At 51.9% G+C, this 20,523-nt stretch carries 20 protein-coding genes; 5 read left to right on the top strand and 15 right to left on the bottom strand.

Translation table 11 applies throughout. The annotated features are described in order from the left end of the window. The first annotated feature begins 448 nt into the window (after positions 1-448). Genes C6362_RS09105 through C6362_RS09090 form a run of 4 tightly spaced genes read left to right on the top strand, consistent with a single transcriptional unit; the run spans position 449 to position 4,147 of the window. Positions 449-655 (top strand): SHOCT domain-containing protein, encoded by a 207-nt coding sequence (locus C6362_RS09105; RefSeq protein WP_014016953.1) that lies wholly within the window; start codon positions 449-451, stop codon positions 653-655. Between the two features lie 51 nt (positions 656-706). Further along, on the top strand, positions 707-2,266 hold the full coding sequence (locus C6362_RS09100; protein WP_014016954.1) for a recombinase family protein: 1,560 nt from the start codon (positions 707-709) through the stop codon (positions 2,264-2,266). Between the two features lie 4 nt (positions 2,267-2,270). Continuing rightward, positions 2,271-2,585, top strand: coding sequence for an integrase (locus C6362_RS09095; protein WP_014016955.1), 315 nt, complete (start codon positions 2,271-2,273; stop codon positions 2,583-2,585). Next, the gene (locus tag C6362_RS09090; RefSeq protein WP_014016956.1) at positions 2,585-4,147 is read left to right on the top strand and encodes a recombinase family protein; all 1,563 of its coding nucleotides are present in this window, start codon (positions 2,585-2,587) and stop codon (positions 4,145-4,147) included. The genes C6362_RS09095 and C6362_RS09090 overlap by 1 nt, the downstream gene beginning before the upstream one ends. A gap of 132 nt (positions 4,148-4,279) precedes the next feature. Here C6362_RS09090 and C6362_RS11825 read toward each other — a convergent pair whose 3' ends face one another. The 11 genes from C6362_RS11825 to rpsO form a co-directional block, all read right to left on the bottom strand. Continuing rightward, positions 4,280-4,609 (bottom strand): hypothetical protein, encoded by a 330-nt coding sequence (locus C6362_RS11825; RefSeq protein WP_157868813.1) that lies wholly within the window; start codon positions 4,607-4,609, stop codon positions 4,280-4,282. Between the two features lie 39 nt (positions 4,610-4,648). Next, positions 4,649-5,152: a hypothetical protein gene (locus C6362_RS09080; RefSeq protein WP_014016957.1), complete on the bottom strand. Its 504-nt coding sequence runs from the start codon at positions 5,150-5,152 to the stop codon at positions 4,649-4,651. A 27-nt stretch (positions 5,153-5,179) separates the two neighbouring features. Further along, positions 5,180-5,692 (bottom strand): hypothetical protein, encoded by a 513-nt coding sequence (locus C6362_RS09075; RefSeq protein WP_014016958.1) that lies wholly within the window; start codon positions 5,690-5,692, stop codon positions 5,180-5,182. A gap of 14 nt (positions 5,693-5,706) precedes the next feature. Then, positions 5,707-6,297: a hypothetical protein gene (locus C6362_RS09070; protein WP_014016959.1), complete on the bottom strand. Its 591-nt coding sequence runs from the start codon at positions 6,295-6,297 to the stop codon at positions 5,707-5,709. A 403-nt stretch (positions 6,298-6,700) separates the two neighbouring features. Beyond that, entirely contained in the window at positions 6,701-8,086 is a 1,386-nt protein-coding gene (gene rlmD / locus C6362_RS09065) for a 23S rRNA (uracil(1939)-C(5))-methyltransferase RlmD (RefSeq protein WP_014016960.1), read from the bottom strand. A 65-nt stretch (positions 8,087-8,151) separates the two neighbouring features. After that, positions 8,152-9,456 carry a thymidine phosphorylase gene (locus C6362_RS09060; RefSeq protein WP_014016961.1) on the bottom strand — a complete coding sequence of 435 codons (1,305 nt, stop codon included), beginning with the start codon at positions 9,454-9,456 and terminating at the stop codon, positions 8,152-8,154. Positions 9,457-9,460: 4 nt separating this feature from the next. Continuing rightward, positions 9,461-10,633, bottom strand: coding sequence for a phosphopentomutase (locus C6362_RS09055; RefSeq protein ID WP_014016962.1), 1,173 nt, complete (start codon positions 10,631-10,633; stop codon positions 9,461-9,463). A 12-nt stretch (positions 10,634-10,645) separates the two neighbouring features. Further along, positions 10,646-11,206 carry an NUDIX hydrolase gene (locus tag C6362_RS09050; protein ID WP_041647312.1) on the bottom strand — a complete coding sequence of 187 codons (561 nt, stop codon included), beginning with the start codon at positions 11,204-11,206 and terminating at the stop codon, positions 10,646-10,648. Between the two features lie 168 nt (positions 11,207-11,374). Beyond that, entirely contained in the window at positions 11,375-11,821 is a 447-nt protein-coding gene (locus C6362_RS09045; protein ID WP_014016964.1) for a dCTP deaminase/dUTPase family protein, read from the bottom strand. 5 nt (positions 11,822-11,826) lie between these two features. Beyond that, entirely contained in the window at positions 11,827-13,980 is a 2,154-nt protein-coding gene (gene pnp / locus C6362_RS09040) for a polyribonucleotide nucleotidyltransferase (RefSeq protein WP_014016965.1), read from the bottom strand. A 139-nt stretch (positions 13,981-14,119) separates the two neighbouring features. Next, complete coding sequence (gene rpsO, locus C6362_RS09035; RefSeq protein ID WP_014016966.1) at positions 14,120-14,386, bottom strand: 30S ribosomal protein S15; 267 nt, start codon at positions 14,384-14,386, stop codon at positions 14,120-14,122. Positions 14,387-14,712: 326 nt separating this feature from the next. Between rpsO and C6362_RS09030 the strand changes: the two genes are divergently transcribed. Further along, positions 14,713-16,224 carry a dihydrolipoyl dehydrogenase family protein gene (locus C6362_RS09030; protein ID WP_014016967.1) on the top strand — a complete coding sequence of 504 codons (1,512 nt, stop codon included), beginning with the start codon at positions 14,713-14,715 and terminating at the stop codon, positions 16,222-16,224. Between the two features lie 212 nt (positions 16,225-16,436). Here C6362_RS09030 and arsB read toward each other — a convergent pair whose 3' ends face one another. From arsB to C6362_RS09010, 4 genes are all read right to left on the bottom strand, one after another. Next, the gene (gene arsB / locus C6362_RS09025) at positions 16,437-17,471 is read right to left on the bottom strand and encodes an ACR3 family arsenite efflux transporter (RefSeq protein ID WP_014016968.1); all 1,035 of its coding nucleotides are present in this window, start codon (positions 17,469-17,471) and stop codon (positions 16,437-16,439) included. A gap of 40 nt (positions 17,472-17,511) precedes the next feature. Further along, the gene (gene arsA / locus C6362_RS09020; RefSeq protein WP_014016969.1) at positions 17,512-19,245 is read right to left on the bottom strand and encodes an arsenical pump-driving ATPase; all 1,734 of its coding nucleotides are present in this window, start codon (positions 19,243-19,245) and stop codon (positions 17,512-17,514) included. Beyond that, complete coding sequence (gene arsD, locus C6362_RS09015) at positions 19,242-19,733, bottom strand: arsenite efflux transporter metallochaperone ArsD (protein ID WP_014016970.1); 492 nt, start codon at positions 19,731-19,733, stop codon at positions 19,242-19,244. Before arsD ends, arsA begins: the two co-directional genes overlap by 4 nt. A gap of 66 nt (positions 19,734-19,799) precedes the next feature. Continuing rightward, entirely contained in the window at positions 19,800-20,111 is a 312-nt protein-coding gene (locus C6362_RS09010) for an ArsR/SmtB family transcription factor (RefSeq protein ID WP_014016971.1), read from the bottom strand. Positions 20,112-20,523 lie beyond the last annotated feature (412 nt).

Genomic DNA, 20,523 nt, shown 5'->3' with positions numbered 1-20,523 from the left:
CAGAGCCATACAATGCCATCGCTGATGAGATTTTCCGGCTCCGCGACCAATTGGGCGATCAACTCCGCACACCTATCGATAACAGCTCCTAGACAACCAAATTAAAATGACACATAGACTTCTTTGCTATAATGGTGTTTGAAGAGAACTACCTATAACAAAAAGGGAGCCTATGTGCCACTGGGCATGACTGCCATCTCGTCAGCGTTCCGACAATCTACCGCGCTATCCACGCAGGCCTCGCAATCCAGAAGCTCAACCCGACACTTATCAAAAAACGTCAACCTCATCCTGACCGGCTGGAAGATCAGAGTGAAATAACTAAATATCCAATCTGCTATGCCTGCGAGTGTTCTTCGGAATACCCGCAGGCTTTTTTAGTTTATGTGAAAAATCCTCCGCTCAAAACGCCCGCCAATCTCCAGTGGAAACTGGAGGTGGATATGTTATGCCAAACGAAAACACAAATGCTCAATCTGGATATTTCACGCAAGAGCGGATTCAGGGTGATCTGGACTATCGCCGGGCACAGGACATCGCAAAAGGCATGCTTGATGACGGCCTGATTTCTGTGGCTGAATTCAACAAATTAACCGCCATCAATCGGGAAACTTTCTCCCCTCTGTTCGCGGAAATAATGCCAAAAATACCTTGATATGTAGCCGTTTTAGAGTGATGTATAGACGTACGGAAAGGAGGAGTTCCCTTGAGAAAAGTAACGAAAATAGAGCAAGCGACGAGCGCAAAAGTGAAGCTCAAGAAGATCAAGGTAGCCGCTTACTGCCGCGTCTCTACGGATTCCGATGCACAGCTTGAAAGCCTTGAGGCTCAGAAAACTCACTACGAAAATTACATCACTTCCCGTGATGACTGGGAGTTTGCAGGCCTCTACTACGACGAAGGCATCACCGGCACCAAGAAGGATAAGCGTCCGGAGCTTTTGAGGCTCATCGACGACTGCAAGGCCGGTAAGGTGGATTTCATCATCACAAAGTCCATCAGCCGCTTCAGTAGGAATACAACAGACTGCTTAGAGCTGGTTAGAAAGCTGCTCGCCCTGCGCATTCCCATTTTCTTTGAAAAAGAAAACATCAACACCGGCTCGATGGAGAGCGAGCTTTTTCTGGCGATCCTCTCCAGCATGGCCGAAGGCGAGTCAGTTTCCATTTCGGAAAACAGCAAATGGTCAATCCAAAAGCGCTTCGAGAATGGAACCTTCAAATGCAGTTACCCGCCCTACGGTTACGACTGGAATGGTGAGCAGATGGTCGTCAATCCGGAACAGGCGGCTGTGGTTAAGGAAATCTTCACAGCCCTGCTCTCCGGCAAAGGCACACACGCCATTGCGGATGACCTGAACCAGCGCGGTGTTCCTTCCAAGCGAGGCGGACGATGGACGGCCACGACCATTCGCGGGATGCTTTCAAACGAAAAGTACGTCGGCGACTGCCTTTTCCAGAAAACCTACTCGGATTCACAATTTGTCCGGCATAGCAACCACGGTGAGCAGGCGCAGTACATGGTCAGGGATCACCACGAGCCGATCATCAGTCGGGAGGATTTTGAAGCGGCACAGGCTTTTGTGAAACAGCGGGCGTCAGAGAAAGGTGTCGTCAAAGGCACCGAAAAATACCAGAACCGCTACGTTTTCTCCGGAAAAATCATCTGCGGAGAATGCGACGACACCTTCAAGCGCCGGATTCACAGCTGCACCGGATACAAATACGCTGCATGGTGCTGCAACACCCACATCGTGGATAAGAACAGATGCCACATGCTTTTTGTGAAGGATGAGGCTCTGAAGCTGGCATTCATCACAATGATGAACAAGCTGATCTTCTCACATCGGCTGATCCTGAAGCCCTACTTGGAAGCAATTAAGAATGTGTCGACAGATGATTCTCTCCGGCGCATTCAACAGATACAGACCCTGCTGACGCAGAACACCGAGAAGAGAGAAACGCTCACCAAGCTCATGACGCAAGGCATCATCGACCCGGTGCTCTACAGTCAGGAGACGAACGAGCTGCTCTCGCAGGCGGACACCTTCCGGGATGAGATCGACGCACTAAAGAATACGGTCTCCGGGGATGTGACAAAGGTCACCGAAGCCACGGCGCTGATGCACTTTGCGGAAAAGAGTGCCATGCTGCACGAGTTCGACGTCGATCTTTTTGAAAGGTTTGTAAAGCGGATCATCGTACATTCCAGAAATGACATCCGCTTCGAGCTCAAATGCGGTCTGACGCTCAGGGAAAGGAAGTGAGAACATGGGGCACACACCATACGGCTACAGAATCGAAAACGGCTGCGCTGTGATTCACGAAGAAGAAGCCGCTAAGATCAGGAAACTTTATGAGAATTACTTTGCTGGGATGGCACAGTCAAAAGCGGCCATCGAGGCAGGGATCGAGACCTACCACAGCTCGGCAAAGCGCCTGATGCAAAACAGGCATTACCTCGGCGACGATTTCTACCCGGCCATCATCGATCAGGAGACCTTCGATAAGGCAGAAGAACACTATGACGATCCGAGGCTGCAGGCAGAATATCTCTATAGTCTCATTGAAAGCGAGGCAATATAATGAAAAAAGTTATGATCATCCCCGCCAGAAAACGCATGGGAAATATCGAAAAAGAACCGGAACAAAAGAAGCTGCGTGTAGCTGCCTACTGCCGGGTCAGTACCGATTCGGATGAACAAGAAACAAGTTATGAAACGCAAGTTTCGCATTACAAAGAATTCATCAGCAGCCATCCGGATTGGGTTCTCGCCGGCATCTTTGCTGATGACGGCATTTCGGGTACAAACACGAAAAAGCGCAATGAATTCAACCGTATGATCCAGGAATGTATGGCTGGCAACATCGACATGATCATCACCAAGTCCATCAGCCGCTTCGCCCGCAATACCCTCGATTGCCTGAAATACATCCGTCAGCTTAAAGAAAAAAATATTCCAGTCCTTTTTGAAAAAGAATCCATCAACACGATGGACGCCAAAGGTGAAGTGCTGATCACCATCATGGCCAGTTTAGCCCAGCAAGAATCAGAATCTCTTTCCCAAAATGTAAAGCTAGGCCTCCAGTACCGTTACCAGCAAGGTAAAGTACAGGTCAATCATAAACATTTTCTCGGTTATACCAAAGACGAAAACGGCCATCTTATCATCGATCCGGAACAAGCAGAAGTCGTCAAGCGCATTTATCGCGAATACCTCGAAGGCTATAGTATGAAAAAAATAGGAAAGCATTTAGAAGCAGATGGCATCCTCACTGGCGCCGGACGAAAAAAATGGCATGACAGTACGATTAATAAAATCTTGCGGAACGAAAAGTATATGGGTGATGCGCTTTTGCAAAAAACATATACCGTCGATTTTCTCACCAAAAAACGTGTCAAGAATAACGGTTTCGTCCCGCAATACTATGTTGAAAATGATCATGAGGCCATTATTCCTAAAGACATATTTCTCCAGGTACAAGCTGAGTTAGTTCGCCGTCGCATTGTCCATATCAGCCCTTCCGGCCAAAGGCATAGTTTTTCCAGTAATAACTGTTTTGCCCAAATTACCTACTGCGGCGTTTGCGGCGAATTGTACCGTCGCGTCCATTGGAACAATCGAGGTCACAAATCTATCGTCTGGCGCTGCATCAGCCGCCTAGATCCAAGAGGCGCCGAGATAAACTGTACCAATCGAACAGTGAACGAAAATCTACTGAAGGAAATCACAATGAAGGCCATGAACCACATACTTTCTGATAGCCACACCTTCTTGCTGCAGATGCAGAAAAACATCACCAAGACCATTATAAAAAACGATACACTTTCACCAGAATGTATCCAAAAACGCCTGGACGAATTACAGCAAGAGCTCATTCAGCATGCTACGAATCGCCAGAACTATAATGCCATTGCCAATGAAATCTTTCGCCTTCGGGAACAACAGGAAGAAGCTGAACAAAATAATCTGAGCCAGCAGGCAAATATCAAACGCCTCGAAGACTTGAAAAAATTCATTAGAGAACATCCTACGCAGATCACAGAATTTAACGAAATTACCATTCGGAAAATCATCGAGAAAATCACCATATTTCCCGACCATTTTCTAGTCAAATTTAAATCCGGCATCGAAGTTACGGTATAAGTGTATTTTTATAATGTAAAAGAGCGATGAACTTATGAGCAAATCTTTTCATAGGTTCATCGCTTTTCTATAAATCGTCTAATTTTTTATTGCATCAAACCAACTTAGTACGCCCACGCCTAGTTAATATTTTTAGTCAGGAACATTATATCGATGCCCATTCGAACATTGGTATACATCCCACCAATTGCCGTAATTATTTCCTCTTTCCCCTGTAAAATAAGCTGGAGCTCCACAATACGGACAATTATTTCTTGGGCCAGAAGTACTGCCAGAAAGAGTATTAGGGACATCATATCGATGACCATTCGAACATTGATATACATCCCACGAATTACTATAATTGTTTCCTCTTTCCCCTGTGAAATAACCTGGAGCTCCACAATACGGACATGCAGAAGCGCCAGCAGAAAAAGTAAATAAGGCGAGAATCAATCCTAGAATTAATGCAATTCTTTTCATAAAATTTCTCCTTTATAATTCATGAATTTTTTACGCAATTTATTTTTTATTGTTCTCTATTAAAATTTTAAAATAGTCAATATTGTTCAAAGTTTCCAAATAATTTAATGCTCTGTATGAAAATAAACCAACAAGAGATCTCGATTCAAAAGGCTCAAAACTGTACCACCCTTTAAAGGTACATACTTGATAACCATTATTGTTGTATCCATAGGAATTATCCACTCTAAACCCTACTTGATCTTTCCAGGCTTTAAAATGATAAGTCTTAATTTCGTAATCCGCTAATTCGATACCTTTGATTTTAACGCCTTTTAACGCATAATTACTAATAAGATCACTTTTTCCTTCACGACTATATATTTCTTTTACTTGTACTGTCCATTCAAATTGTTTAGGTGTAAATTTTATAACTTGTGAACTTTCTGGCAATATATACTCTTGATTCCCAGAAGAGTCATTGCCCATATATTCCCAAGAAGCGTATGCATTCGCGCTTACAAGAATGAACAACATACTTATTAAAACGAGTATTTTCTTCATATTAATTATCCTCCTATTACAAATAGTTTATTTATAAAGAAAATCTTGTGCTCCTGGCATTATTAATATTAAAGTGCCATCAAAATCACTTTGTTCCCGTTTTAAGAAAATCAATATACGTTCACCACGCCAGCCTACTGTATTAGAACTATCTCCATATGGTGGGTGACCAAATTTTTCGGTCAATTTGTAGAGTTCGTCATCATAACCCTTAAAAGGGATAATTATAGCAAACAATTTTCCATTCGCAAACTCAGCAGAAGCTACAAGCGGCCCATAAAAACACATGTTTCCATTGGCTTCTGGAATTCTAATTAAATAGGTTTCTACAGAAGTCGACGCTATACTTGATGTTCTTTTATTTACGAATTTAACATCATATTCGCCTTCAATATCATAAAGAGGTCTCCCCCATGTTAAATCTCCTAAGCCCATATATTTTTGATCTAGTTTTTCAGCAGCAAATGCCTGTAATGTAAAAGAAAAAAACACTACACACACAAGAAAAAAAATACTTAATTTATTTAGTCGCACTGACATATAAATCACATCCTTTAATCAACCAAGGCACCTGTTTTTGTTAATACGGGAATCGAAGAATCATAATAGAAAGCCATCCCATACAGCTTGTTATAAACCGTATTCACAGCAGCAGCCGTAGGACCTTGCGGATTTACATCTGAAAATTGACCATTTCCCTCTGCAGGCCCCTGTAACAATTTTCCTTTATAATCGAATGTGCTCATTGAGGCTAAAGAAACTCTAGCAACTTGGCTACTTACATCGTATGAAATATGATTTTTTATCTTATAAATTTGTTCTTTCGTATAATCAACATAAATAAAATCAGCCGATGCCAATTTGAATGTATCTGTCTTCTTTATAGATTTAGCAGATGATAAGTCTATGTAGAAAGCAGAGGAACCGTTGCTCCCTGCGTATACATACTGCTTATGCACATTAATATGAGGTCGACGATTCCGACTAAACAACGCTCCTAAAAGAGATCCGGCAGCTTGACCCGCTTCATAGGAACCATCTGATTCTGAACTTGGAATGTAAGTAATTGCATGACTCGTACAAAAAGGTAAGCAAATCATACATGCCGTTGCTACAATTAATGGAATTTTTTTAATACTTTTCATAAACTGCCCTCCCAACAATAAATATCACGATAATATTTATTTAATTTTATCATTTATGTTTTTTATTTGCAAATTAGAGTAATTTTAATCACAATTTAGTGTCATATATAATAATTTGCTATATAAGAAGGACATGAAATGATTTTACGTTCTGGCAAACGAATAAGAGCAGGCGCTCCACCAAGTGATGGGGCGCCTGCTCTTATTCTGTCTTATATTGAATTTTTTCACATCCATCTTAAAGCCCCAACCTGGAATTTCCCCATTTTAACATCCATATTGAAGCCCCGAGGTAGAAAATCTTCATCCATGGTGTGCTAAAAACACAGTTTTACAGGCCATTTTACAAATATGGACCTAAATAATCAATATCCGAAAAAGCCCGTAAATACGGGATTTTCGCCTATTTTTCTTCTCTTGACATCAATGCTACTGACTCAACATGGTGGGTCCGCGGGAACATGTCTACAGGCTGTACTTTAGCGGTATGGTAGCCGTGCTGGTCCAGGTAGGCCAGGTCGCGGGCCAGGGTGGCCGGATTGCAGGAGACGTAGACGACGCGTTTGGGTTTGCTCTGGGCGATGGCTTTGAGGACGGGTTCACCGCAGCCGGCCCGGGGCGGGTCGAGGACGATGACGTCGGGACGGATGCCGTTTTTGATGAGTTCCGGCAATTTATAGATAGCATCGCCTAAGATGAACTGGGCGTTGCCGACGTGGTTGTCTTTGGCATTGCGAACGGCGTCACGAATAGCCGGGGCGACGATTTCGATGCCGTAGACTTGTTTGGCTTTCTGGGCCAGGAACAGGGTGATGGTCCCGGTGCCGCAGTAGACATCGGCCACGGTTTCCCCGCCTTTGAGGTCGGCGAAATCGAGGGCCGTTTCATAGAGGCGCTGGGCCTGTTCGCTGTTGACCTGGAAGAAGGACTGCGCTGAAATGTGGAAGGTCAAAGGGCCGATGGAGTCGTGGATGGTCCCTTTGCCGTAGACGGTCTTCGTTTTGGGCCCTAAGATGACGTTAGTATGGCGCTTGTTGACGTTCTGGACGACGCTGGTCAGACCAGGGATATCCCGGCGCAGGCGCTGGACCAAATCTTTCATGTGTGGCACCATATCGCAGGCCGTGATCAGGCAGACCATGATTTCGCCGGTATGGACGCCGACGCGGCCCATGATGTGGCGGACGATGCCCGTCCGGGCGTCTTCGTCATAGGCGGGAATCTTGAAGTCCTTCATCCACTGGCGGACGACGGCGACGATGGCGTTGTTGCCTTCTTTCTGGATGGCGCAGTCCGTCACGTCGATGACTTCGTGCGTAGCCGCAGCAAAACAGCCGATGGCGACTTTCCCCTTTCCGGCAGCGGCGACGGGAAACTGCATCTTGTTGCGGTAATGCCAAGGCGTGTTAGCGCCTAAAGTCGGCAAGACATCGATATGTTGCAAGTGACCGATGCGTTCCAGGGCATCCCGGACTTGCTGGCGCTTTTCCTTCAATTCTCCTTCATAACTGAGGTGCTGGAGTTGACAGCCGCCGCAACGGTCGTAGACGGGACACTGGGGCTGAATCCGGTCCGGCGAAGGCTTCAAGACCTCGACTAAAGCCGCTGTGGCATAATTTTTCTTCACCAGGGTAATGCGGGCCCGGACCTGTTCGCCTGGCAAGGCGAAGGGCACGAAGATCGTAAAGCCTTCGTAACGGCCGACGCCTTCGCCACTGGTACCCAGGCGGGCAATGGATATGTCATAGGTTTTCCCCTTCTGGACGGGGATATGGCGTAATTCTTTCATGGACATCCTTTCAGGCGGGCGCCCCGCATGGGCGCCCCTACACTGTAAACTACAAACTACAAACTTTATACTATCACTTCACTGACGACGGGTTCGATGGTGTCTGCCTGGTCGGGCGTGACGATGATGTGGTCGGCGACCTGCTGGGCCAGGGCCATCATATCGGCGCCTTCCTTGCCGTACAGGGTGAACAAGGCTTCGCCAGGACGGACCGGGTCGTAGAGTTCCTTGAACAGGCGGATGCCGACCATCGGGTCGATTTTGTCTTCTTTGCGGGCCCGGCCGGCGCCCATGGCCATGGCAATTTCACCGAGGGCCCGGCCGTCGATGCGCGTGATGTAGCCTTCATCGGTGCAGACCGCCGTAAAGACTTGGGGTGCCTTGGTGAGGGGCCGCTTGCCAATCCACGATGTGCTGCCGCCCTGGGCTTTGACGAATTCTCTGAATTTCGCCAGGCCTTTGCCGGACGCGACGAGGTCCCGAATCAGGGCCCGCCCTTCCCCTTCGTCTCTTACTTTGCCGCCGACGAGGAGCATCTGGGCGCCGATGGCTTCGACGACTTCCATCAGGCGGCGGCCGCCTTTACCGGAGAGGGCTTCGACGGCTTCATCGACTTCCAGGCAGTTGCCGATGGCCGTGCCGAGAGGCGCTTCCATGGAGGTGACGACAGCCCGCGTCGGCCGGCCGGCGAGATTGCCGATACCGACCATGGTCTTAGCCAGTTCCCGCGCCCGTTCTTTGGTCTTCATGAAGGCGCCGTCACCGTACTTGACATCGAGGACGATGGCGTCGGCACCGGAAGCGATTTTCTTGCTCATGATCGAGCTGGCAATGAGGGGGATGCTCTCAACGGTCGCCGTCGCGTCGCGCAGGGCATAGAGCAGTTTATCCGCCGGCGCGATTTCGCCGGACTGGGTGATGAGGGACAAGCCGATGCGGCGCACCTGTTCCAGGAAGGTTTCTTCCGGCAGGACAACGTGGAAGCCGGGGATGGATTCCAGTTTATCCGCCGTACCGCCGGTAAATCCCAGGCCGCGGCCGCTCATCTTGGCCACGGGGACGCCGGCTGCCGCTACCAACGGCGCCACGATGAGCGTCGTCGTATCGGCAATGCCGCCGGTGCTGTGCTTGTCGACTTTGATGCCCGGAATGGACGACAAATCGACCATATCGCCGGAATGAGCCATAGCCAGGGTCAGTTCCTTCGTTTCTTCATAGGTCATGCCCTGGAAATAGATGGCCATGAGCCAGGCTGCGGCCTGATAGTCAGCGATGCGGCCGGCCGTATAATCGTCGATGAAGCGCGTAATTTCCTCTTTAGTCAGGACTTTGCCGTCCCGCTTGTGTTCGATGCAGTCGATGGGCCACATAGGATCACCTCAGTTCTGATAAAAAGCTGGTACCGAATTCAAGGCCTGTCAGTCCAAAATTATCCATGATCGTCATGCCCAAATCGGCATAGGTCTGGCGGATACCCAAGTCGACAGAAGCCTTCAGAGCCGGGCTGTAGACCAGGAGCGGTACCCGTTCACGCGTATGGTCTGTGCCATGCCATGTCGGGTCGTTGCCGTGGTCCGACGTGATGACCAGCAGTTCGTCGTCATGGATTTCTGTCAAGAGCTGGCCCAGTTCCTGGTCAAAAGCTTCCAGGCAGTCCGCATAGCCTTTGACGTTGCGGCGGTGGCCGTACATGCTGTCAAAGTCGACGAAGTTGGCCATGAGCAGGCCCTTATCCTTCCGATGGACTGCCAGCTGAGTCCGCAAGGCTTCCATGTCTTCATGGTTATTGGCCGTATGGTACGATTCGGTCAGGCCGATATGGGCATAGATGTCGCCGATCTTGCCGACGCCGACGACGGCATAGCCCGCTTCGGACAAGTAGGAAAAGACCATTTTCCGCTTGGGCAGCCGGCTGTAGTCGCGGCGGTCGCCGGTGCGGACGAAGTGGCCCTGGGTCCCGACGAAAGGCCGGGCGATGATGCGCCCTACTTCATAAGGGCCGACGCAGACTTCGCGGCGCGTAATGTCGCAGATGCGGTACAATTCTTCCAAGGGAATGACATCGTTGTGAGCGGCAATCTGGAAAACGCTGTCTGCCGACGTATAGACGATGGGCAGGCCCGTCCGGAAGTGTTCCGGCCCCAGGCGTTCGATGATTTCCGTACCCGACGCGATTTCGTTGCCGATGTAGCCGTAGCCCGTCTTTTCCGTAAAGGCTTTCAACAAATCCGGCGGGAAGGCGTCGGGAAACGTCGGGAAGGGATTTTCTACGGGGTTGCCCATGAATTCCCAATGGCCGCTGGTCGTATCCTTGCCGGCCGAGATTTCCTGCATGAGGCCATATGAGCCGATGACGTCTGTTGCTTCGGCATGGATATGAGCCACGCGGCCCAAGCCCAGACGGCGCAGATTGGGCACGCTCAAAGGTACATTGGCATCGATGTGGCCGTACGTATCGGCTCCTTTGTCGCCAAATTTTTCAGCGTCCGGTGCAGCGCCGGCGCCGACGCTGTCCGTGACGATAACGATGATACGATTGAATTTCATAAAATTCCCTCCTTATAATCCCGGCAGATATTTGCGGGCTTTTTCAAAGGCTGCGATGGTCTTGGCATCGGTGATTTCGTTCTGGTCGATGAGGTCTTCCATTTCCTTGGGCGTATAGTATTCGATGTTCATGAACTCGTCATCATCGAGGTGCTGCTTCCCTTTCTGGAGCCCTCGGGCCAGATAGAGATAAATCCGTTCACTGCAGAAGCCCGGCGACGTATACGTATAGCCTAAGGGCAGGATTTCCGAAGCCGTGACGCCGGCTTCTTCTTCCAGTTCCCGGGCCGCGCAGTAATCGGGTGATTCGCCGTCGTGTTCGATCTTCCCGGCCGGCACTTCCAGCATGGCCTGAGCCGCTGCGTAACGGTACTGGCGGACGAGGATGATCTTGCCGTCATCGGTCAGCGGCAGGATGGCGCAGGCGCCGAAATGCCAGACCGCTTCGCGCGTGGCCGTCTTCTTTTCGCCGCCCTGGCCGTCGTCGATGGAAACGGTATCGACCGTAACGTGGAGGACCCGGCCCTTCATGATTTCTTTACGAGAAACGAGTGTTTCCTTGCTGATACTCACTTGATTCATCATCCTTTCAAAAAAAGGCTCCCCTAATAGGGGAGCTGGCAGCCGCAGGCTGGCTGAGAGGTTGTTTTTTTCAGTGCAACCCTTCCGGCCCGTTGGGCCACCTCCCCTATCAGGGGAGGCAAAACCCTCCAGATAGGTATATTATCTCATTTTCACTTTTTACTTTCCCGTGCTGCCGATACCGCCCGTGCGGATACCGCTGGCAGCGTCGTCGTTGACGGTCAGGTACTTCATGAAGATGCCCTGGCCGATGCGTTCGCCCTTTTCCAAGGTGTAGGCCTGATCGTTCGTATTATAATAGGCAATCATGATGTGCCCTTCATTGTCGGCATTGTTATAGTAATCGCTGTCGACGATGCCCGTGCTGTTGGCCAGCATAAGGCCTTTCTTGAAAGCCAGGCTGGAGCGGATGAAGATAGATAAATATTCATCGTCTTCCATAAAGGCTTTCAATCCTGTCGGCACGACGGTGACGGCATGCGGTGCCAGGACCGTCGTTTCTGCCGCTTCCAAATCGTAGCCAGCACTCTTGGCCGTCTTGCGGACGGGAAGATGGATGTCACAGCCTTCATAGGCCGTGATGATTTCAAATCCTCTGCCTGCCATAAGCCTTACCGTTTCTGGCGGTCGTGGCTGTTATGACCGCCGCGGGGACCCCGGCTGCGATGGGACGGGCCTTCGTCGCCGCCACCCAAGAGGGCTTTGCGGGACAAGTTGACCCGGCCCTGGCTGTCGATTTCGACGCATTTGACCATGATTTCATCGCCGACGTGGACGACGTCTTCGACTTTTTCGACGCGTTCCTTGGCCAGCTGGGAAATGTGGACCAGCCCTTCTTTGCCCGGCAGGACTTCGACGAAGGCGCCGAAGTTCATGATGCGCGTGACTTTGCCGACGTAGGTCTTGCCGACTTCAACGTCTTCCGTCAGTTTTTCAATCCATTCTTTGGCTTTCTGGCCGCTTTCGCCGTCGACAGCGGCAATGTATACCAGGCCCGAATCGTCGATGTCGATCTTAGCGCCTGTTTCTTCGGTAATCTGTTTGATCATCTTGCCGCCCGGCCCGATGACGTCGCGGATCTTATCCGGCTTGATGTGCATGGAGATGATGCGCGGAGCATACGGAGAGAGCTCCTTTCGCGGTTCGTTGATGACCTGCAGCATCTTGCCCATGATGTGCATGCGGCCTTCGTGGGCCTGTTTCAAAGCCTGGGCCAGGATTTCACGGCTGAGGCCTTTGATCTTGATATCCATCTGGATAGCCGTGACACCTTTCATAGTGCCGGCGACTTTAAAGTCCATGTCGCCCAAAGCATCTTCCATGCCCTGGATATCCGTCAGGATGGTGAAGTCATCACCTTTAGTAACCAAGCCCATGGCGACGCCGGCAACAGGCGCTTTGATTGGTACGCCTGCATCCATCAAGGCCAAGGTGCTGCCGCAGACACTGCCCATGGAGCTGGAGCCATTCGATTCGAGGACTTCCGATACGACGCGGATAGCGTAGGGGAATTCTTCTTCACTGGGCATGACCTGGGTCAATGCGCGTTCTGCCAATTTGCCGTGGCCGATTTCACGACGGCCAGGACCGCGGGACGACTTCGTTTCGCCGACGCAGAAGGACGGGAAATTATAGTGGTGCATGTAGCGGCGATCCGTTTCCAAGCCGACGCCATCAATATGCTGGCATTCCGACAGCGGTGCCAACGTGCAGAAGCTCATAATCTGCGTCTGGCCGCGGGTGAACAAGCCAGTGCCGTGAGTGCGGGCAAAGAGACCGACTTCGCAGCTGACCGGACGGACTTCGTCGACACGGCGGCCGTCAGGACGGATCTTGTCGACGGCGATCATGTGGCGGACGATTTCCTTGATCATTTTCTGCGTGATTTCAGCGACATCATCGGCGTTGTCCGGATAAATGTCGGCAAAGTGTTCATAAATATCGGCTTCGACAGCGTCCATCTTTTCTTCGCGTTCGACTTTGTCAGCCGTGAAGATAGCCGTCTTCATGGCTTCTTCGCCATAAGCATGGACGGCTTCGACGATATCTGCCGGCGGTTCTTTTTCGACGAATTCCTGTTTCGGTACGGAAATCTTGTCGAGGAAGCCGAGCTGGAATTCGACGACTTTCTTGATTTCTTCATGGGCGAACATGATGGCATCCAGGACCTGTTCTTCCGGGATTTCGTGAGCGCCGCCTTCAACCATGAGGATGGCGTCTTTCGTACCGGCGACGACGATGTCCATATCGCTCTGTTCGCTCTGGGCGACGGTCGGGTTGATGACGAACTGGCCATCGACGCGGCCGACGCGGACACCGGCAATCGGGCCGGCAAAGGGAATGTGGGACATGCACAGCGATACGGAGGCACCGATCATAGCGGCGATTTCCGGAGCGTTGTCATGGTCTACGCAGAAATCATAAGCCACGACGTGGACGTCATGACGGTATGTCTTCGGGAAGAGCGGACGGATCGGACGGTCGATGAGGCGGGCAAAAAGGGTTGCCGATTCAGGCGGTTTGCCTTCGCGTTTGATGAAGCCGCCGGGAATCTTGCCGACGGAGTACATCTTTTCTTCATAATCGACGGTGAGCGGGAAAAAGTCTGCGTCTTCACGCGCTTCTTTCGAGCCCGTAGCCGTGACGAAAACGGCGGTGTCACCATAACGGACCAATGCGGCACCGCTGGCCTGCTTAGCCAGTTTACCGACTTCAATTACCAGCGGGCGGCCGGCGAAATCCATTTGGAATTTCTGTTCTTCCATTGTTACCTCCTTGAATTCACAGGTGATAGGCACTAGTCCGGGAACATCGGCGATATACCCAGGCTACAACCTACCACCCTGTGTCCTGAAAAAAGAGGCTGATGCAGTCACATCAGCATCAGCCCCACAATATGCGAGATTATTTACGCAAGTTCAATTTTTCGAGAATAGCACGATAACGGTCGAGATCGTGTTTCTGCAAGTAACCGAGCAAGTTACGGCGCTGGCCGACGAGTTTCAACAAGCCGCGGCGGGATGCATGGTCCTTTTTGTGGCTGCGGAGATGTTCCGTCAAATAGATGATGCGGCTCGTGAGGAGCGCGATCTGTACTTCCGGAGAACCCGTATCGTTTTCATTGGCACCAAATTTAGCTACGATTGCTTTTTTTTCTTCTACGCTTAACATTGTATCTTTCCTCCATGTGTAAAAAAATTGAATCTATTCGCAAAGTGCTAAGTGATCGTCGGAGTCATCGAGACACCGAGCACCCGTACGACATAGCTATTATACTATACCCGGCCAGTTGTGTAAAGGGGGTTTTCGTGGCTCGTGGTTCGTGGCTCGTGATTTGTAGGGGCCGTCCTGTAAAGGCGGCCCGCTTGTGGGGTTTTCGTGGTCCGTGGTTCGTGGCTATCATCTCATACGGCCTTGTCAAAAAGGCCGCTTTCGCTTATACTATACTAAAAAGGTTGTATTTAATATTTTTGTTACATATAAAGGAGCGTTATCTTATGAAGAAATATGATGTCATTGTCATCGGCACGGGGGCAGCCAACATTGTGACTGATGCGGCCCTGGCCCAGGGCTTGCAGGTGGCTGTCATTGAACGGGGCCGGTTCGGCGGGACTTGTCTGAACCGCGGCTGTATTCCGACAAAGGTCATGGTCACGGCGGCCAACCGCATCCGCGAGATCCGCGAAGGGAGCCGCATCGGCGTCTTGGCTGACAACGTCCGCCTGGACTGGGATATGTTATCGAAGCGGTTGTGGGAAAAGATCGATGAAAGCCCGGCCATTCAAGGTTATTATGACCAGTTCCCCAACGTCGACACCTTCAACGGCACGGCGTCTTTCGTCGACAATCACACGGTCGCCATCGCCTTGAATGACGGCACCAGCGCCACCTTGACGGGCGACAAGGTTCTCATCGCCACTGGCGGCCGGACGAATATCCCCGCCCTGCCGGGCCTGGCAGAAGCGGGCTATGTGACGTCGGAATCGTTCTTTGGCCCGTCATATCCGAAAAAGCCCTACCAGAGCCTGATCATCATCGGCGGCGGCCCGATTGGCTGTGAATTCGCCCACGTCTTCGATGCGGCTGGCACCAAGGTCACTATGGTCCAGCACAATGTCCGCCTCTTACCCAAGGAAGACCCGGCTGTATCGGCGTTCATCCTCAAGCAGTTCCAGCGTTACGGCATGGATATCCGCCTCAATAAAGACACGGTTTCCGTCAGCCAGCGCGACGGCCTGAAGGTCTTGTCCTTCCGCGACCGCACGACCGGCGAAGAAGGCGAAGTGGCAGCTGAAGAAATCCTGGTCGCCCCGGGCATCCGGCCCATGACGGAACTGCTGCACCTGGAAAATACCGACGTCCGCCTGGACAAGCGCGGCTACATCGAAACGAACGAATTTCTGGAAACGACGGCTGAGAATATCTGGGCCCTGGGCGACGTCAACGGCATGGCCCCCTTCCGCCACAAGGCCAATTACGAAGCGGAAATCCTGGCGCACAACCTCTTTTCCGGAAACGCCCCGGAAACATGGCGCTGGGCCGATTACGATGCAGTACCGGCCGTCACCTACACCTATCCTGAAGCGGCTCACGTCGGCCTGACGGAAGACCAGGCCCTGAAGAAAGGCTACGACGTCGAACGGGCCATCAACCACTATTCATCATCGGCCAAAGGCTACGCCATGGGCTATGAACCGGGTGACGAAGACGACGGCTTCATCAAACTGGTCGTCGACAAGAAGACGAAATTCATCCTCGGCGCCCACATCATCGGCCCCGAAGCGTCCATCCTCATCCAGCCTTTCATCAATAACCTCATGAGCGGCACCCACGTCATCCATCCGATCCATGAAGACATTGCATCGCCTACGGCCCAGGCCTTGCGGGCCAAACCGCTGACGCGGACCCTCGACCCCAAATCGGTCTATACCTTCAGCGAAACCATGACGCCTCACCCGTCCCTGTCGGAAGTCGTCATGTGGACGCGGTATTATTACGAAGGGAAATAGGAAAAAGCGGCTGTCCTTTGAAGACAGCCGCTTTTTTAGTGGCTCGTGGCTCGTGGTTCGTGGCTCGTGGTTCGTGGCTCGTAGGGGCCGTCCTGTAAAGGCGGCCCGCTTGTGGGAATCCCGTGGTTCGTGGTTCGTGGCTCGTAGCTCATGGTTCGTGGATGGGGTTTCTGTAGGGGCGACCACGTGGGGCGGCCGTTCGTAGCTATAAATTAGTTTCTGGTAGCTAAGGCGATACGGACCAGGGTCAGCATAATCGGGACTTCCGTCAGGACGCCGACAGTCGTCGCCAGGGCTGCCGGGCTGGTAACACCAAACAGGGCGATGGCTACGGCAACGGCTAATTCAAAAAAGTTAGAAGCACCGATGAAGCCAGCCGGGGCGGCAATGTCAAAGGGCAGTTTCAGCAGCCGGCAGGCTCCGTAGGCAAGGAAGAAGATGAGGAAAGTCTGCACTGTCAGCGGAATGGCGATGAGCACGATGTGAAGCGGATTCGATAAGATGACCTGGGCCTGAGAGCTGAAGATAATGACCAGCGTCAGTAACAGGCCCCAAGTCGTTGCCGAATCGAATTTGTGGACAAAGTGCTGTTCAAAATAATCGAGGCCTTTTCGCTTAACTACTGTCATCCGAGTCAGGATACCGCCTGCCAAGGGAATGACGACGAACAGAAAGATACTGACAAAGAGGACACTATAAGGCACCGTGACTTGTGAAACGCCTAAGAGGAACTTGACGATAGGTACGAAAGCGATGAGGATGATCAAGTCATTCGTCGCAACCTGGATGACGGTATAGGCCGGATTCCCATTGGCCAGGGTACTCCAGACGAAAACCATGGCCGTGCAGGGAGCCGCACCGAGCAGTACGGCTCCAGCTAAGTATTGACGAGCCAGATCTGTCGGAATCCAGGAACTGAAAAGGACAAAAAGGAAGAACCAGGCAATGGCATACATGGTAAACGGCTTAATGAGCCAGTTGGCAATCCACGTGACGAACAGGCCTTTAGGCTGGCGTCCTACGGCTTTGATGCTCTGAAAGTCGACTTTCATCATCATCGGGTAAATCATGACCCAAATCAAAATAGCAATGGGAATGGAAATCCCCATGACCTGTAACGTATCTAAAAAGGCCGGGACAGCCGGAAGGGCATACCCGATGGCTACGCCGACAACCATGCATAACAAAACCCAAAGGGTCAGATAGCGCTGAAAAAAACTGATGCCGGTCTGTGATTCATGTTCCATGATAAGGAACCTCCTATAAACAGATAAATTGAAATACAAGCTACAACGTCCCTAGGACGTCGCCGCGGACTTCATCTGGGCGCCAGGCGATGAGGGCCGTGTGGCCTTTTGTATGTTCATCGACTTTGTTGATCCAAGGGATTTCATGCGAGGCTTTGGCCTTTAACAAAGGGCTCGTCGTCTTGGCCTGATAAAAGGACTTGTTGATGACCCACCACTTCGAGCGCAGCTTGGTCCGCTTCAGGTCCGCTTCCAGGCGCAGGGCTTCGTATACCGGCGTCGCTTCGGGCAAGGTGACGATGACGACTTCCGTTTCCTTCCCTTTCAGACGCGGCAGCAAGTGCTGTACCGACGGCGGCGTCGAGCCATGGGTCCGGCGGATTTCCTTATCGTAGCTTTCCGTCGATTCCAGGAGCAGCAGCGTATGGCCTGTCGGCGCCGTGTCGATGACGACGATCTGGTCGTCGGCGGCTTCGACGATATCGGCAAAGGCGTGGAAGACGGCAATTTCTTGGGTGCACGGCGAACGCAGGTCTTCTTCGATATAGGCCAGGTCCGACGGGCCCAGGCCGTTGGCTTTGGCCTGGTTCAGGACTTCATCCTGGTATTTTCTCAGCTCTTCCCCTTCGTCGATATGGCTCAAGGTCAGGTTGTCCGTCTGGCTGACGATATACTGCAAATGGGCGGCCGGGTCGGTCGTCGTCAAGTGGACGCGATGGCCGCGGCGGGCCAGGCCCAAGGCGATGGCTGCGGCGACAGTCGTCTTACCGACGCCGCCTTTGCCCATGGTGAAGATGACCTTGCGATGGCTGCTTTCCAAATCGTCGATGACGGCCTGCAGGGGCTGGACCCATTCCAGCGTCAGTTCCGTCGCCGCTTCCTTCACTTCCCCTTTGAGCAGGGCCCGGACGTGGTCCAAGCCGGTGATATTGTACGTCCGCAAGGGAATCTGGAAACGCGGTAAATCGGAAATAGCCCCAGGCATGGCCTGCAAGGCAGCCTGCTGCTTTTCATATAAGGTCTTGGTCGCATCGTCATCGTAGGAAGGCAGGAGGCCGTTGATGATGAGCTGCTGGTTGGCAATGCCCAGGGCGGCCAGTTCCTTCGACGCCCGCGCCGCTTCTTTCAGGGGCAGGCTATCGGGACGGGCGACGAGGAGCATCGTCGTCTGAGCCCCGTCGGCCAGGGTCTGGACGGCCTGCTTGTACAGTTCTTTCCGCGATTCCAGCCCCGACAGCTGGCCCAGGCAGGACGCGCCGTGTTTGCTCTTCTGGATGAACTGGCTCCACGCCGACGGCAGCTGCAGCATGCGCAGGGTGTGGCCTGTCGGCGCCGTATCGAAAAGGATGTGGTCGTAATCGCGGGCGACGGTTTCGTCGGTGAGGAAATTGGTGAACTCATTGAAGGCGGCGATTTCTACAGTACAAGAGCCGGACAGCTGTTCTTCCATGTTGCGCAGGGCTGCTTCCGGCAAAAGGCCGCGATAAGGGCCGATGACGCTTTCCCTATATTCGGCAGCGGCCTGGACCGGATCCAGATTGGCCACAGCCAGATTAGGCACGGCGTCAATGGCCGTAGCCTTGTTAGTCAGTTCCATAGAAAAGACGTCTTGCAGGTTCGACGCCGGGTCGGTACTGATGAGCAGGACCTTCTTCCCGGCATCGGCCAGAGCGACAGCCGTAGCACAGGCGACAGACGTCTTGCCGACGCCGCCCTTGCCGGTCAGGAAGAGGTATTTCGTCTGGACGACGCGAAAGGGATCATAGAGGATCACTTGCAGTCACCTCCGCAGCAGCACGACGAGCTTTCCGGTTCTGCCGGTGCATCGCCACAACAACAGGAAGAAGCTTCACTTTCAGCCGGTGCATCGCTGCAGCAGCAGGAAGCCGTTTCTTCGGCGCTATCGCCGCAGCAGCAGCTTTCCCCAGCAGCCTGGGCTGCTTCGAGGATGGCCGGGTCGAAGCCGATGAGGCTGGCAAATTCATCATTCGTCGGATAGCGGCCGGCAAACTGGACGGCGCCGTCGACGAGGATGAGGGGCAGGTCTTCCGGGCCGTGGTGCTGGAGGAAGTCCGTAACGGCCTTCGTCTGGACGAATTTCAAAGGCGCACTGGTCAAGTTATAGCGGCCGACGTCGATGCCATGCTGTTTGAGCGTGTCCAAAACGGTCGATACGCGCAAGAGTTCCGGGTCGATAGAAGGACCGCAGAGACCGGTCGGGCAGCACATTGCTTGTTCAAAGATTTCCATATGTTTCATCATAAAAGACTTCCTAAAAAATTCATATATTTACATTTATCAATGTATTAGCTAAAAAAGAAACCTGCCTTACTGGCAATGGCAGGCTTCGTCCTCTGCCGGCACGGCACTGAGTTGAAATAAGTCGTGTACGGCCTGTTCCAGGACCGGGGCTTGCGCCGTATTGAGGGAATAATAGACCCACTTCCCTTCTTTGCGGCCTGTGACCAGCCGGGCCTCGCAAAGAATCTTCATGTGATGGGACAGCGTCGGCTGGGACAAGTTCAAGTGTTCCAAGAGTACACAGGCACACCGTTCCCCTTGCCGCAGGAGCGACAAAATGCGCAGGCGTTTTTCATCGCCCAAGGCTTTAAAAACGCGGACTGCTTCCCTTTCGTCCATCACGATGCCTCCTTTCATATCGAAGTTTATCAATCTATGGTTAGAGTATAACGCACACATTGACATTTGTCAATATGTGTGTTAGTGGTTCGTGGCTCGTAAACCAATCGCGTCCGCATAGTAGCACCTGAAAGGCTTACCATAATACCAGAACGGGTTGTGGTCAAATATCACAGCGGGCCGCCCTTTGGGACGGCCCCTACGAAAGCGGTCCATGGGACCGCGGCTGACGGCTGATTGCTAGCCACGAAGCGATTTACGGGATTCCCACACACGGGCTTCCTTATCAGGACGGACCCTTACTCACATGACCACAGGCCGTATATTTTTGCGAGCTGCCATTTACGGCCAGCGTTCATTTTTTCATCGCCTGTCTGCGATACCGTAGGGGACGTCCTGTCAAGGCGTCCCG

Origin of the sequence: Megasphaera elsdenii DSM 20460 (assembly GCF_003010495.1) — a bacterium.
Lineage (GTDB): Bacteria > Bacillota > Negativicutes > Veillonellales > Megasphaeraceae > Megasphaera > Megasphaera elsdenii.
Note: the sequence above shows the minus strand (reverse complement) of the source record. Positions and strands in the feature narration are given on the sequence as shown.